This window comes from Nocardia sp. CA-119907 (assembly GCF_050955995.1).
In the GTDB taxonomy this organism is placed as follows: domain Bacteria; phylum Actinomycetota; class Actinomycetes; order Mycobacteriales; family Mycobacteriaceae; genus Nocardia.
Genome location: NZ_CP192091.1, coordinates 6,002,081 through 6,016,780 on the forward strand (window position 1 = coordinate 6,002,081; position 14,700 = coordinate 6,016,780).

Sequence of the window (14,700 nt, forward strand, 5' to 3'; positions counted from 1 at the left end):
ACTGTCGAATATTCGACACTGCTTGTCGTAATATTCGTCATCGTAGAACCGCTCCACCGAACCGCACAAGAGGTTGTCCATGTCCGACCGGTCCCCGTCCCCGCCGACCCGCCGCGTCATCGATATCGTGTCGCTGCTCGCCGCGACCCCGGAGCCGATCAGCGTCGCGGGCATCGCGGACCGCCTCGATATCGCCCGCGCCACCGCGACCGCGATTCTCGCCGAACTGGATTCGGCGGGCTGGGTGTTGCGCGATCCGAACCGCGGCTACGGCTTGGGCCCGGCGCTGGCGAATCTGCACGGCCCGGCGCTACCGCGCGCGCTCGGCGATGTCCTCACCGAACTCACCGTCCGCACCGGCTACGGCGCGACCCTCAGCCGGATCGAGCCCGAGCACCTCACTGTCCTCGATGTGCGGCACGGACCCGAACGCGTCGTCCCCGGCATCCCGGTCGGCCATCGCATCCCACTGCAATTTCCGGCCGGGGCCAGTGTGATGCCGTGGCGTTCGGCCACCGAACAGAACACCTGGCTGGCCACCGCGCCCGACGCGGACCGCCGCATCGCGAGCGGCCTGCTCACCCTCGTTCGCGACCGCGGCGTTGCCCTGTTCCGCCCGCGCACCGACGATGCGGGCACGGTCGAACTCCTCGCCGACCTCCTCGGCGCCATGGGCACCGAACTCGTGCAGCCGCACCTGCGCACCCGAGCCCTGCGCCGCCTCGCATTTCTCACCTCGCGACCGTTCACCAAGGCCGAGCTCGACTCCAAGGCGGTGCTGCCGCTGAGCTATCTCGCCGCACCGGTTTTCGACGCCGCGGGGGTGGCGGCCTACGAGGTCCAGTTGGGGCCGTTGCGCGCATCGACGACCAAACCCGAACGCGATGAATTCATCGCCGCCACCGTCGACACCGCCCGCGCACTGACGGGAGCGCTGGCGACCTGAGCACGGTCACTTCGTCAGCGCGTGTGCCGCCCCACGGTGCAACACGACCGGCGCGGTGATCGTCGCGGTATCGCGGCTGATCCCTTTCGCGGCCGAATTCGCCTGTTCCAGTTGGGGTTTGCGATCGAAGAGGGTCTTGGTGAGCACACACGCCAGATTCGCGTCGAGATCGTCACGGACCAGCAGCAGATTCGGCACGACAATGGTCTTCACATCGGTGGTCAGGCCGTAGACGGTGGCCGGAATCGTGCCCTCCTCGTAGACGGGATTCACCGCGTGCATGCTGCCGGTGAGATCGGCGATATCGAGGAAGCGCACCTTGCCCTTGGTCGAGGTCAACAGGTCGGTAATGCCGGGCGTGGGCAGGCCGCCGGAGAAGAACATGGCGTCGATGGAGCCGTCCTTCATACCGTCCACCGTTTTGGTGAGGTCCAGACGCTGGGCCGAGATATCGGTGTCCGGATTCAGCCCCGCCGCTTGCAGTACGCGCTGGGCGATCACCTCGGTACCGGACTTCGGCGAGCCGGTGGAGACCCGTTTGCCGCGCAGATCGGCGACCGATTCGATCTCGGCGCCGGTGCGCACGATCACCTGGGTGTAGTTCGGGTAGAGCCGCGAAAGTGCCTGTACCGGTTGCTTTTTGCCGTCGAAGCCGGCGTTGCCCGCGACCGCGTCGGCGGCGGTATCGGCGAGTGCGAACGCAACCTGATAGGTGCCCGCCACCAACTGCTGGATGTTCTGCACCGACGCACCGGTTTCGGCGGCGGTCGCCTTCACCTTGCCACCGGTGGCCTGCGAGATCTGTTCGGCGTACGCGTTGCCGAGCGCGAAGTACACGCCGGTGGAATTGCCCGTCGCGATGCCGACGCGGGTGTCGTCCTGCACCGCACAGGTGACCGCGCCACCGCTATCGGACTGCGGCGTATCGCGGCGTCCCCCACATCCGGCCAGCAATCCGGCCGCCACCACGGCAACGGCGAATCCTATGGCAGCTCTTCTCAAGTCGTCCTCCTTCGGGAGAGCAGAGTGACCCCGACGGCCGCGGTCAGCGCGACCAGACCGACGACGAGTGCGCCGGGCTCCAGGTACAACAGGGCCAGACCGGCCACCCCGGCGAGCAGCCGGGACGGCACCCCGGCCGGGCCGATGCCGAGCATCCAGCCGCCGGTCGCCACGGCCAGCGCCGCCACGCCGATACCGGCCACGATCGTCGTCCACAGCACACCGAGCACCGGTCCGTGCCCGAGCAGATATTCACCGGGTCCGCTGAGCACGAAGACGATCGGCACCAGGAAGGCGGGCAGCGCGTACTTCAGCGCCTGCCACATCGTCGGCACCGCACGCGCCCCGGTGATCGCCGCAGCGCCCACCGCGGCCAGCGCGGTCGGGGGCGTCACCTCGGACAGCACCGAATAGTAGAAGACGAACATCGCCGCGGCGGGCGCGGACACGTCCAGCGCGAGCAGCGCCGGACCGATGATCGCCCAGCCGATAATGAACGACGCGGTCACCGGCACCGCGAGCCCGAGCAGCGCGAGTGCGATCGCGGCGAGCATCACGGTGCACGCCAGCACCACGGTGTGGTTGTCCGACACCGCCTTTCCCGCACGCACCAGCACCGAGGCCAACTGCGCGCCGAGCCCGGTCTTGGTGGCGATCGCGGTGATCACCCCCGCCGAAGTGCACACCGCGACGACCGGCAGCGCCGAACGCACACCGCTGCCGAGCATGTGGAAGATCTGGCGCGGCGAACGTGCCGGGGCACGGGTGCGCGAGTCGAGGAAGGCGAGCACGAATGCCAGTGCGGTGGCGTATATGACGGCCTTGGCGGCGCTTACGCCGATGAGCAGCAGCACCACGATCGCGATCAAAGACAGGAAGTGGTAGCCGAATCGGGCCAGCAGCCGCCATACCGAGCCGACGCTGATCTCGACCTGCTCGGTGCCGAGCCGACGCGCATCGATCTCGACCGCGAGCAGAATCCCGAGGTAGTACAGCAACGTTGGGATCATCGCCCAGCCCAGCACCGTGACGTAGGAGACGTCGAGGTATTCGGCGACGATGAACGCCGCGACACCCAGTGTCGGCGGCGACAGGATCGCGCCGACACCCGCCGCGGCGAGCACCCCCGCCGCCTGTTCCGGCGGATACCCGGCCCGGCGCAGAATCGGCCAGGTGACCGCGCCGACCGTCACCGCGGTCGCGGTGCCCGATCCGGAGACGGTGCCGAGCAGGAATCCCGAGGCGACCGTGGTGCGTCCGGCGGCGCCGCGCGAGCGCCGGAAGGCCGCGACCGACAGATCGACGAAGAACTGTGCCGCGCCGGAGAATTCGAGTACCGCACCGTAGAGGGTGAACAGCACGATATAGCTGGCCGCCACATCTAGTGGCGTGCCGTAGAACCCGCTGCCCGAGTTGTACAGCGCATCGACGATCTGCCCGAAATCGAGTCCGGCGTGCGCGACGGTCCACTGCTGTGGCAAGTAGCCGCCGTAATAGCCGTAACCGATGAACGCCAGGCAGACCGCGGGCAATACCCACCCCGTGGTGCGCCGACAGGCCTCCAGTACCAATACCAACAGCACCGTGCCCATGGCGATATCGACCGGATCGAGGAGGCCCTGCCGATCCAGGAAGGCGTTATAACCGCCGCCACCGGACCCTATCGCCATCGGCAGCACCGGATACAGGCAGACCACCAGCGCGACCAGGGCCAGCAGCCAATCGACCGGCCCCGGACCGTCACCGCGCTCGAGCCAGCGCGGCCCGGACCGATAGGCCAGGAACACTACCGGCAGCGTCCCGGACAGGAAGATCACCAGGTAGTACTGGCTGCCCTGCGCCAAGGGCCGAAACACCTGCCACAGCACGAGCAGCGCGACCGCGAAAGCGGCCGTCGCCACGACCCGCTCTGCCCACCCGCGCAATACCCGCGCGGGCCGTTCCTCGTCGTCGACCTCGATCTTGTCCGGCAGTGCTCGGTGCTCGGGATCCGGTCCGGGCAGCCCGGCATCAGCCGCCCCCACCTGATGGTCGGTGGGAGGCTCGGCTTCGAGATGAGCGTCCCGTGTGTCCGACATGGGCGCGACGATATCAACGCGCGACCGTCCGCATACGGCTAACAAATATGTCGCCGATAAAACAATGCTGGCGTATGTTTTTCGACCTAGGCAGACTTGGTCACGCGACCACCGAGCGGTGTCCCGTGCAGGATCACCCGGCGATAGGAGATGCGCCAGCCAGCCGCCTCGCGCGCGACCGTATCGTCGTATTCCACGCTGCGGCTGCTCCCATCGGCGTAGATCCCGATCCCCTTCGAGCGCACCCGAACCGCGCCGTCCGTCTCGGTGATGACCACATTCGTAATGTGGTGTCCGACCGGATTTCCGTCACCGAGTGCGACCGCCGCCTCCCGCAGCGCCGGAATTCCGCGCAGCTCTCCCGATCCGAAATCCGTAAGGTCGTAGGTGATTCCGGCGGTGAACAGCTCGTCCATCCGGTCCAGCTCACCCGCGTCCATGAGGTGACCGTGCAATGCGATCAGATCGCCGATCTCGATGCGGTCCTGCGCCGACAGTGCCATGTGACGACTGTACTGCGCGGGCGCCATGGCCTGGGCCGCCCAGGACACACCGAACCCGGGGCCGCCCAGGCGGACCAGCACCTGAACGCCCTGCGCGCGCCTACGCGGCCGAATCGGTGAGCGCGGCGGTCGCGCGGCGGGAGATGACCTTGCGCAGGAAGGTGACCCACCAAGACGGGCGGGCCGGGGTAACGGGCGGATGCCCCAGCGAGACGGCGGTTCTATCGAGGATTGCCTCGATCATCGCGTCGTGTATCCAGCGGATCGCGACCGGCCACAGGATGTAGCCGATTCCGCGCAGGCGGCCGTCGATCTCGTGGCGCAGGATGCTGCTATCGGGCCACTTGCCATCCAGCACGTCAAAGGTGTGCGTGCCGGTGAGGAACGATCCGGGCGCGAGAGTGAACTGAACGCGGCGACCCGGCACCCACTCGGTACACCGATACCGAATGAGCCCGTGGCCGCCGTCGGCGCCGACGGCGAGTGGCCGGTCGAGCACCAGCGCAGGCCAGTCGGGCGGCCACACCGGACTGTCCGGTTCGGCGGCCCTGGCGAGCAGCGCGCCGACCTGCTCCGCGGGCACCGGGTACTCGCGCTGATGGATGTTTCGAACCACGACCCAACCTCCATTCGGTCCCGTATGGAACGCTGCCCATACGGTAGCGTATGGAGGGTGTGGTGCGAAGTTAGCTGAGCCACAGGGGCCAGGCGATGCGCGGCTATCCAGCCGGACGATTCGCGGGCGCGGGTTCGTAAAGAACTATCGCCCACGGTGATTCGGGCGACGGGCGGACCGAGGTGCGACGTTCGTGCGGCCCGGTCACCGGCTCGTCGGCCGAAAAACCGGCGGCCCGCAGACGAGCGAGTGTGGCGTCCAGGTCGCCCACTTTGACCGCGAGGGATGGGATATCACGCTGATCGGCCCCCGCGAGCATGACTCGGGTCGGACCGATATCGAACTGCGCCCACCGATCACCGTCGACGAATGTCGCGGTGGTGCCGAATACGGCGGTGAGCAGATCGATGGCGGCGGTGAGATTGTCGGCGGGGAAAATCGTGCCGAGTCGTTCGACCGTCCCACCTTTCGTCGAATCGCTGCGCGATGGTGCGCTCATCGGACCTCCAATGCACGGCGGAGTGCGGAAAAGGCCTGGGCGGTGGCTTCTTTCGCATCGGACAGGTTGTCGGCCATGGTGAAGAAGCCGTGGAACTGGCCGTCGTAGCGGATCAGCACGGTCTCGACCCCGGCCGCACGAAGTCGGGCGCCGTACTCCTCACCCTCGTCCCGCAGCGGATCGAATTCGGCGGTAATGACATAGGCGGGCGGCAGCCCGGCGAGATCGGTGGCGCGCGGCGGTGCCGCGTAGGGGTTGGCCGCATCGCCGTCGGATCCGAGATATTGTTCCCAGTACCACCGCAGATGGTCATCGGTGACGAAGTACCCGTTGGCATTGTCCCGGTAGGACGCGGTGTCACGCGCCGGATCCAACATCGGATAGACCAGCAGTTGGTGGACGATATCGGGCCCGTTGCGATCGCGGGCCATGAGCGCCGTCACCGCGGCCAGGTTCCCGCCCGAGCTGTCCCCGGCGACCGCGATCCGGTCCGGATCCCCGCCGAACGTACTCGCCTGGTCGGCAACCCATTCCAGCACCGCGTAGGCGTCTTCGGCCGCGGCCGGGAATCGGTGTTCCGGCGCCTGCCGATAGTCCACCGACACCACGATCGCGCCGACACCGTTGCCCATGGCCCGGCACAGCTGATCGTGACTGTCCAGACCGCAGATCACGAAACCGCCGCCGTGAAAGAAGACCACGACCGGCGACGAGGTGCCCGCGGGCCGATACAGGCGAACCCGCACCGGCGGCGCCCCGGTAGGCCCGGGCACCATCCGCTCTTCGACACGGTCGACCGGCACAGGCTGTACCGGAGCCGCCGGACGAGCGGCGAGAATCCGGCGCGCCTGTGCCGCATCGAGCACCTCGGTACCCAATGCGGGGAACGATGCCGAAGCGGCGTCGACGATCACCCGCGCCTCGGGTTTCAGCGGCATCGCCGGTACCTCACTGCTCGCCCGTCGCGCCGACCGGCGGCATCGAGTCGGGCGGAATGAACTGTCCCGCGGACAATCCGCCGTCGATGGCCAACTCGGCACCGGTGATGAACGCCGCGGCATCGGAGGCCAGGAACGCCACCAGATCCGCCACCTCGGATGGCAGTCCGACCCGTCCCAGCGGCAGCGCGGGGAAGCTGCCCGGCCCGGTGCCGAGGCCGAGATGGCCGATCATCGGGGTGGCGATGGGGCCGGGATGCACCGAATTGACCCGGATCCCCACCGGACCGAGCTCCAGCGCCGCCGTCTTCGTCAGCCCACGCAGCGCCCATTTCGACGCACCGTAGGCGGAATGCCCCATCAACCCTTGCAATCCGGCCTGCGATGAGATGTTGACGATCGAACCGCCGCCCGCCGCCACCATCGGGCCAACGACCGACTGCATGCCGATGAACGCGCCGACCAGATTGATCCGCAGAATGCGTTCCAGCTCCTCGACAGTGGTCTCGGTGAGCGCCTTCGTCGTGTAGATCGCCGCATTGTTCACCAGCACATCGAGCTTGCCGAAATCGGTCACCGCGGTCTGCACCGCGGCCGCCCAGTCCTCGGCACTGCTCACATCATGGCGCACGAAACGCGCGGCGGCGCCGATGGATTCGGCAACGGCCTTGCCCTCGGTGTCGAGCACGTCGGTCAGTACCACGCTGGCACCCGCCGCGGCGAACCGCCGAGCCTCCTCGGCACCCTGTCCCCGCGCGGCGCCGGTGATCAGCGCTACCTTGCCGGTCAGATCCATCATTTTCTGCTCCTTGCCAATTCAGTTCTGACTAGCTCTTGCGGAAGTGCGGGATGACCTTCTCGCCCCAGTGCCGGATCGTCTCCAGGCAGGCTTCCTGCGGCACGGTGCCCATCTGGATCAGGCACAGGATCTCGTCGGCACCGGCTTCCTGCAGCCGCTCGACGTAGGCGATGGCGTCCTCGGGACTGCCATAGGCGTGTTCGGCATTGAAAACCGACGTGGCCCCGGCCTTCACCGGAATCTTCGCCTCGTGCAGGTACGCCACATGCTCATCGGCGGCCTCGCGGATACGCGCCAGCTCGTCCACGGTCGGATCGATGGCCTCGTCCGGCACCGGGCCCGCGCCGTACCAGTGCTTGATGGACTGGGCGAAGAACCGTTGGCCGCGCGCACCGATCTGCTGCGCCTTCTCCCGGTCGTCGAGTACGATCGTCGGGCACAGCGCCGCGAAGTGGTCGTTGACCACGGTGGAGACGAACCGCTCCCCGGTCCGCTCGGCAATGGCCGCGTCGTAGGTGCGGCGCAGTTCGGCGATCTCCTCCACACCCGCGAAGCCCAGTACCAGCGCGCCGATTCCGTAGTCGGCGGCCAGCTTCAGGGTGTCCTTCTTGGTGCACGCCATGAACAGCGGCGGATGCGGCAGCTGCACCGGCCGCGGCAGCATCGGATGCGGATCGATATCGAGCAGCTCACCGTGCCATTCGAATTCGCCCTCCGGGTCCTGCCATGCCTTGCCGATGATGCGCAGCGACTCCTCCACCTCCTGGTAGGTACGGTCGGGATCGACACCGCACATGGAGGTCTCCTGCGGGGTGGCGCCGCGGCCGGCGCCGAGGTTCACCCGCCCGTTGGAGAGCACATCGAGCATGGCCGCGCGCTCGGCGGCGCGCACCGGGTGGTTGAAGTTGAAGGGCATGCACACCACGCCGTGGCCGATGCGGATCCGCTCGGTGCGCGCGGCCACCCAGGTCAGGAAGATCTCCGGCGCACTCATATGCGCGTACCACTTCAGGCCGTGGTGTTCGACCGCCCAGACGGTGTCGAAACCCATCTCCTCGGCCAACACCGCCTGCTCGACACAGTCGCGCAGGACCTGCCGCTCGTGATCGGCCGACGGGTTGGTCATCTGCGCCTCGAAGATCATCGAGAACTTCATGCATGGCCTCCATTTCTCAATATGCCTAGTAGAAATATTTCCGATGCTCTCGTTGAGGTCAGGTGCATGTCTCGGTGGATGGGACTGGCTCAGGTCGCCTCGCCGCCGCGCCCATAGCGTCGAATTCGACACGGCGTTCGAACCGACGCCGCAGAAAGGACGGACCTGCAGTGGGTCGACTCGATGACAAGGTCGCGCTGATCACCGGCGGAGCGCGCGGAATGGGCGCCGAACACGTCCGCCGCTTCGTCGCCGAGGGCGCGCGGGTGGTGTTCGGCGATGTCCTCGACGAGCAGGGCGAACAGCTCGCGGCCGAGACCGGCGCGCGCTATGTGCACCACGATGTGACCAGTGCGGCGGACTGGGCCGCCGCGGTGCGGACCGCGGTGGACGAGTTCGGCGGACTCGATGTGCTCGTCAACAATGCGGGCATGCTGCGCTTCCAGCGCATCGCCGAGATGAGCCTGGCCGACTTCACCACCATCATGACGGTGAACGTCACCGGCACCTGGCTCGGCATCAAGACCGCCGCACCCGCCATGACCGGCGGCGGCGCCATCGTGAACATCTCCTCGGTCGAGGGTTTCATCGGCGCGGCGGGCCTATCCGCCTACAGCGCGAGCAAGTTCGCGATTCGCGGACTCACCAAATCGGCCGCCCGCGAACTCGGCAAGGACGGAATCCGGGTCAACTCCATCCATCCCGGCGGCATCGCGACCCCGATGACGGCGGCGGCGGGCTCGGGCGTCGACGGCAACAGTTTCTTCGCCGGGCTGCCGATTCCGCGCTGGGGACAGTCCGGCGAGGTTTCCGAGGCAGTGGTCTTCCTGGCCTCCGATGCCGCGAGCTATTGCACCGGAACCGAGGTCGTCATCGACGGCGGCATGCTCACCGGCGCCGGTTACTAGTGAAGGAGAGCCAGATGTCCCAGGAATACAGCTTCGACGTCGTGGTCGTCGGCTCCGGCGCGGCGGGTATGACCGCCGCGCTCACCGCCGCCTACCGTGGGCTTTCGGTGGTGCTGATCGAAAAGAGCGGCAGCTTCGGCGGTTCCACCGCCCGCTCCGGCGGCGGTGTCTGGATTCCGAACAATCCGGTGCTGGTGCGCGAGGGCGTACCCGATAGTCCCGACCTGGCCCGGGTCTACCTGAAATCCGTGGTCGGCGACCGGGTTCCGCAGGAGAAGCAGGATGCGTTCCTGGACAACGGACCGCGGATGTTCGCCTATCTCACCGCGCGCACGAACCATCTCCAATTCGTCTACGACCGTGGCTATTCCGACTACCACCCGGAACTGCCCGGCGGACTCGCGCAGGGCCGCAGCATCGAACCCGCGATCGTCGACGGTCGTCTGCTCGGCAAGGACATGGAGCTCATCAACCGGCCGACCATGTCGGGCCCGAAGGGCATCGCGTTCACCGTCAGCGACTTCCACGATCTGAATATGATCGCGCGGACCTGGAAGGGGAAGCGCACCGCGCTCGAGGTGGGCGCGAAGGCCGTGCTGAACCGCATTCGCGGGCGGCAGCCGCTGAGTCTCGGCAAGGCCCTGGTGGCGCGGCTGTGGCTGGCACTGCGCGACGCGGGTGTGCCGGTCTGGCTGAGCACGCCGCTCACGGACCTCATTGCCGAGGATGATGTGGTGGTCGGTGTGCGCGCCGAGCGCGACGGTGCGCCCATCGTTATCCGCGCGCGCCGCGGTGTTGTGCTCGCCGCTGGTGGTTTCGAGCACAACCTGGAGATGCGCGAGCGATTCTTCGCCGAGCCGGTCAGTACCGACTGGACCGTCGGCGCGACCGAGAATGTCGGCGACGGCATTCTGGCGGGTGAAAAGCTGGGCGCCGCACTGGATCTGATGGATGACGCCTGGTGGGGCCCCTCGGTGCGCAATCCGGACGGGCCGCCGTTCTTCTGCCTGGCCGAACGCTCCCAGCCCGGCGCGATCATGGTCAATGACGCGGGCGAGCGGTTCACCAACGAATCGGCCAGCTACGTCGATGTGGTGCACACCATGTACGAGCGACACGCCACCGGCGTCGGCCATGTACCCGCGCATTTCATCATGGACCAGCGCTTCCGCGACCGGTACCTGTTCCTGGGCACCTTCCCGAAACAGGCCATCCCGCAGAAGTATTTCGACGCCGGAATTATCAAGAAGGCCGATACGCTGGCCGAACTCGCCACCGAGATCGGTGTGCCGGCCGATGCCCTGACCGCGACGGTCGAGCGCTTCAACGGTTTCGCGCGCGCCGGGCGCGACGCGGACTTCCATCGCGGCGAATCCGCCTACGACCGCTACTACGGCGACCCCACCGTCACCCCGAACCCCTGCCTGGCGCCGATCGATCAGGGACCGTTCTACGCGGTGGAGATGGTGCCCGGCGATCTGGGGACCAAGGGCGGTCTGGTCACCGACGAACACTCCCGGGTACTGCGCGCGGACGGTGCGCCGATCCCCGGACTCTATGCGGCGGGCAATAATTCGGCCGCCGTCATGGGCAATAGCTACGCCGGCGCGGGCGCGACCATCGGTCCCGCCATGGTGTTCGGCTATATCGCCGCCCAGCACATCGCCGATCTCGAACATCCCTGAGGAGTATGACGTGGACAGAGTCGCAGGCAAGACCGTCATCATTACCGGCGGCGCGCGCGGTATGGGCGCCGCATTCGCCCGTCGACTGGCCGCCGAGGGAGCCTCGGTCGTTATCGCGGATGTTCTCGCCGACGAGGGCAAGGCGGTGGCCGCCGAACTCGGAGACGACGCGCTGTTCGTTCCGCTCGACGTCACCGACGAATCTGCTTGGGCGGCAGTGGTTGCCGAGGCCGAACGCACCTTCGGGCCGGTCTGGGGACTGGTCAACAATGCGGGCATCGTGCACGTCGATCCGATCGAGCGGTTGGCCGAGGCGGACTACCGTCGCGTCATCGATGTGAACCAGGTCGGGGTCTTCCTCGGCATGAAGGCCGTGGTTCCGTCGATGCGCCGGGCCGGTGGCGGCTCGATCGTCAATATCTCCTCGATCGGCGGCATCATCGCCTTCAGCAATATCCTCGGCTATGTCGCGTCCAAGTGGGCGGTGCGCGGTATGACCAAGGCCGCCGCCCAGGAGTTCGGCGCCGACGGAATCCGGGTCAATTCGGTCCATCCCGGTGTCGTCGCCACCGAGATGACCGCTGACTCCGACCGCTCCAACTCGATGGTGCACGACCAGCCGCTCCCCCGTGCCGCGGCGCCGGGTGAGCTGGCCAACCTCGTGCTGTTCCTCATTTCCGACGAGTCCAGCTTCTGCACCGGCTCCGAATTCGTCGCCGACGGCGGCTACACCACCAAATAACCAAGGACACCTGCTGTGAAGAACTTTGAGGACAAGGTCGTCGTCATTACCGGCGCGGGTGCTGGCATCGGCCGCGCGCTCGCACTGGAGCTGGCGAGCCAAGGCGCCAGATTGGCATTGTCCGGGCGAAACCTGGCCAATGTCAGCGAAACCGCCGCGCTGTGTGAACAGGCTGGCGCCAAGGCGCGCGCCTACCGGCTCGATGTCACCGACCGCGCCGCCGTCTACGCACACGCCGACGAGGTCCGATCCGACTTCGGCCCGGCCAATCTCGTGGTCAACAATGCGGGCGTCTCGCTGACCGCCAATGTGGAGGAGTTGAGCTGGGAAGACTTCGAGTGGATCGTCGGCATCAATTTCTGGGGCGTCATGTACGGCACGAAAGCCTTTCTGCCACAGGTCATCGCGTCCGGTGACGGCCATATCGCCAATGTCTCCAGCATGTTCGGACTCGCTGCCTGCCCGAGCCAGGGCGCTTATAACGCAACCAAATTCGGCATCCGCGGCTTCACCGACGCACTGCGCCAGGAGATGAAGATCGCGGGCTACCCCGTCGGCGTCAGCAGCGTCCATCCCGGCATGATCAAGACCGACATCGCCTGGAAGGCCCGCGCGGGCGGCGACCGCGACCGCGATGCCCTGGCCGCCAACTTCGACAAGCTGGCCAAGACGACACCCGAATCCGCGGCCAAGACCATCGTGCGCGGCATCCGAAAGGACAAGGCCAAGATCCTCATCGGTGCCGACGCCCGCGTAATCGATTTGCTGCCCCGGATTTTCGGCTCCGGATATCAGCGCATCCTGACCGCGCAGATGAAGAAGGAAGTGGAGTGAGGCAATGACCCGAATCGGCATGCTGGTGCCCTACGTCGACGGACTCGCCACCTCCGGCACCTTCCTACGCGAGTTCGCCGCGGCGCTCGAGGAGTGCGGCGTCGAATCGGTCTGGACCGTCGAACACGTTGTGGTGGCCGAGGACTACGAGCCGCTGTATCCGTACTCCAAGGACGGTCGCATGCCGGGCCCGGAATCGGCCGTCCCGATGACCGATCCGCTGGAGACGATCGCATTCATGGCCGGGGCATCGCGCACCCTCCGCTTCGGCACCGCCATGGTGGTCGCTCCGCTGCACAGTCCGGTGGTACTGGCCAAGCGCGCCGCCACCATCGACCGCCATTCCGGCGGACGTCTGCTGCTCGGCCTCGGAATCGGCTGGCAGAAGGAGGAATACGCGGCGGTCGGCGCGCCGTTCCAGGCGCGCGGCGCGCGACTGGAGGACTGCATCGGCGCGATGCGGGCGCTCTGGGCGGACGCACCGGCGAGCTTCCACGGCAGCCACACCGCATTCGATCGGCTGAGCTGTGTGCCGCGGCCGGAGAGTGGCGCCGTCCCGATTGTGCTGGGCGGGCACAGCGCTCCGGCCGTGCGGCGCGCCGGACTGCTGGCCGACGGCTGGTTCCCGTACACCATCGGGCCCGCTGACTTCGCCGCTGCGGCGGACCGGTTGCGAGACACCGCGGTGACGGCGGGGCGTGGCGAGGATGCGGTAGAGCTGACGGTGTGGCCGGGTTCGTGTGATCCCACTCGGGAATTCGATCCGGATTTCGTGCGTCCCTATGTTCGGGCCGGAGCTACTCGGCTGGTACTCAATCCGCCACTGTTCGGCCCGGATTCGCTACTCGGTCCGCGCGGACTCGACGGTCTGCGTGACACCGTGGACCGGTATCGCGAAGAGGTCGTGGCCAAGCTGTGAACCTCGTGCACATCCTCGACCATGTGGTGCTGCCGACAACCGAGGTGGATTCCTGGATTCGGCGCTGGCGCACCGAGTATCTACCCGGTGCGCGGGAACGCGGGATGCGCTCGGTGCACATGTGGCGTTCGCATCCGGCACCGGATGCCGTGGCCATCGATATCCTGTGGGAACTACGCGATCCCTACGCCTTCTACGGGATGCGCGGTGCGGCCGCCGCCGACCCCGATATCGCCCGCTTCTGGGCCGACACCGACGCCATCGCCATCAGCAGGGACCGGCGCGCACTGCAGGCCGAAGCACACGCGGAGGACGCAACACCATGATTCGCTGGGTGATTCGCACACCGACCACCGACGTCGCGCCCGCCGTTGCCACCGCCCGCGCTGGCCGCGAGGTCGTGGCCTGCTCGGCGGGCCCCGATCTCCCCGGCACCGTCGGCGGCCTGGGCATGACGTGGGATCTGACCACCACCGCCCCGCCTTCGGCGGTCCTGCCCGACCTTTCGGCCGCGGCCGATGCCGTGCCGCTGATTCCGGTTGCCGCACAGCATGTCCCGTTTGCCGGAAGGCGCATCAAGCGAACCCTCTTGCTGCGCGTTCGCCCCGGTACGCCCGACGGTGTCCGCGCGCGATTCGAGGCGGATCTGACCGCCATGCCCGCGCATATCACCGCCATCCGCTCCTGGGCGCTCAGCCGCGTCGACACCGCGCGGCAACCCGCGACGCCGTGGACGCATGTGTGGGAACAAGAATTCACCGACCCCGACGGCCTCAACGGAGAATACCTACTGCACCCCTACCACTGGACCCATGTCGACCGCTGGTTCGACGCCGAAATCCCCAGTGCCATAGTCGAACCCGCGATCGCCCATCTGTTTCGCTGGGCGGACGGACCGGTATTGCACTGACGCTGCCCCTTGTGCGGATCTCTTTCCGCGCGAGGGACTTTAAGGACCGGTCGGAATCTTGTCGCCCGTGAACCAGGCTTGACGGAACGACGACGGCAATTTGCCGGAATCGGTTGCTCTAAAACAGCTGGGCTGTCAGGATATTTCCCACGCGACGACTCGAGC

General features: G+C 67.2%; 16 protein-coding genes. 8 read left to right on the forward strand and 8 right to left on the reverse strand.

The features are described 5' to 3' along the window. Nucleotides 1-79 precede the first annotated feature (79 nt). On the forward strand, nucleotides 80-946 hold the full coding sequence (locus tag ACQP2D_RS26495; RefSeq protein ID WP_433678620.1) for a helix-turn-helix domain-containing protein: 867 nt from the start codon (nucleotides 80-82) through the stop codon (nucleotides 944-946). A gap of 6 nt (nucleotides 947-952) precedes the next feature. Here ACQP2D_RS26495 and ACQP2D_RS26500 read toward each other — a convergent pair whose 3' ends face one another. From ACQP2D_RS26500 to ACQP2D_RS26535, 8 genes are all read right to left on the reverse strand, one after another. Continuing rightward, nucleotides 953-1,948, reverse strand: a complete 996-nt coding sequence (locus tag ACQP2D_RS26500; protein ID WP_433678621.1) for a TAXI family TRAP transporter solute-binding subunit — start codon at nucleotides 1,946-1,948, stop codon at nucleotides 953-955. Further along, a complete protein-coding gene (locus ACQP2D_RS26505; protein ID WP_433678622.1) occupies nucleotides 1,945-4,026 on the reverse strand; it encodes a TRAP transporter permease in 2,082 nt (693 codons plus the stop codon). The genes ACQP2D_RS26500 and ACQP2D_RS26505 overlap by 4 nt, the downstream gene beginning before the upstream one ends. An 86-nt stretch (nucleotides 4,027-4,112) precedes the next feature. Then, a complete protein-coding gene (locus ACQP2D_RS26510) occupies nucleotides 4,113-4,529 on the reverse strand; it encodes a nuclear transport factor 2 family protein (protein ID WP_433678623.1) in 417 nt (138 codons plus the stop codon). A 100-nt stretch (nucleotides 4,530-4,629) separates the two neighbouring features. Further along, nucleotides 4,630-5,145 (reverse strand): hypothetical protein, encoded by a 516-nt coding sequence (locus ACQP2D_RS26515; protein ID WP_433678624.1) that lies wholly within the window; start codon nucleotides 5,143-5,145, stop codon nucleotides 4,630-4,632. Between the two features lie 103 nt (nucleotides 5,146-5,248). Continuing rightward, the gene (locus ACQP2D_RS26520) at nucleotides 5,249-5,644 is read right to left on the reverse strand and encodes a VOC family protein (protein WP_433678625.1); all 396 of its coding nucleotides are present in this window, start codon (nucleotides 5,642-5,644) and stop codon (nucleotides 5,249-5,251) included. Continuing rightward, entirely contained in the window at nucleotides 5,641-6,582 is a 942-nt protein-coding gene (locus ACQP2D_RS26525; protein WP_433678626.1) for an alpha/beta hydrolase, read from the reverse strand. The genes ACQP2D_RS26520 and ACQP2D_RS26525 overlap by 4 nt, the downstream gene beginning before the upstream one ends. A gap of 10 nt (nucleotides 6,583-6,592) precedes the next feature. Continuing rightward, complete coding sequence (locus ACQP2D_RS26530) at nucleotides 6,593-7,381, reverse strand: glucose 1-dehydrogenase (RefSeq protein WP_433678628.1); 789 nt, start codon at nucleotides 7,379-7,381, stop codon at nucleotides 6,593-6,595. Nucleotides 7,382-7,409: 28 nt separating this feature from the next. After that, the gene (locus ACQP2D_RS26535) at nucleotides 7,410-8,537 is read right to left on the reverse strand and encodes an LLM class flavin-dependent oxidoreductase (protein ID WP_433678629.1); all 1,128 of its coding nucleotides are present in this window, start codon (nucleotides 8,535-8,537) and stop codon (nucleotides 7,410-7,412) included. A 170-nt stretch (nucleotides 8,538-8,707) separates the two neighbouring features. Between ACQP2D_RS26535 and ACQP2D_RS26540 the strand changes: the two genes are divergently transcribed. From ACQP2D_RS26540 to ACQP2D_RS26570, 7 genes are read left to right on the forward strand one after another with little or no spacing between them, the layout of a single operon-like run. Then, a complete protein-coding gene (locus ACQP2D_RS26540; RefSeq protein WP_354956203.1) occupies nucleotides 8,708-9,445 on the forward strand; it encodes a glucose 1-dehydrogenase in 738 nt (245 codons plus the stop codon). Nucleotides 9,446-9,459: 14 nt separating this feature from the next. Next, nucleotides 9,460-11,130 (forward strand): 3-oxosteroid 1-dehydrogenase, encoded by a 1,671-nt coding sequence (gene kstD, locus ACQP2D_RS26545; protein ID WP_433678630.1) that lies wholly within the window; start codon nucleotides 9,460-9,462, stop codon nucleotides 11,128-11,130. Nucleotides 11,131-11,140: 10 nt separating this feature from the next. Further along, entirely contained in the window at nucleotides 11,141-11,872 is a 732-nt protein-coding gene (locus ACQP2D_RS26550) for a glucose 1-dehydrogenase (protein ID WP_433678631.1), read from the forward strand. A gap of 15 nt (nucleotides 11,873-11,887) precedes the next feature. Then, complete coding sequence (locus ACQP2D_RS26555; RefSeq protein WP_433678632.1) at nucleotides 11,888-12,706, forward strand: SDR family NAD(P)-dependent oxidoreductase; 819 nt, start codon at nucleotides 11,888-11,890, stop codon at nucleotides 12,704-12,706. A 4-nt stretch (nucleotides 12,707-12,710) separates the two neighbouring features. Next, the gene (locus tag ACQP2D_RS26560) at nucleotides 12,711-13,625 is read left to right on the forward strand and encodes a TIGR03619 family F420-dependent LLM class oxidoreductase (RefSeq protein WP_433678633.1); all 915 of its coding nucleotides are present in this window, start codon (nucleotides 12,711-12,713) and stop codon (nucleotides 13,623-13,625) included. Continuing rightward, nucleotides 13,622-13,951 (forward strand): hypothetical protein, encoded by a 330-nt coding sequence (locus ACQP2D_RS26565; RefSeq protein ID WP_433678634.1) that lies wholly within the window; start codon nucleotides 13,622-13,624, stop codon nucleotides 13,949-13,951. Before ACQP2D_RS26560 ends, ACQP2D_RS26565 begins: the two co-directional genes overlap by 4 nt. A gap of 8 nt (nucleotides 13,952-13,959) precedes the next feature. Next, complete coding sequence (locus ACQP2D_RS26570; RefSeq protein ID WP_433678635.1) at nucleotides 13,960-14,535, forward strand: Dabb family protein; 576 nt, start codon at nucleotides 13,960-13,962, stop codon at nucleotides 14,533-14,535. Nucleotides 14,536-14,700: the final 165 nt, after the last annotated feature.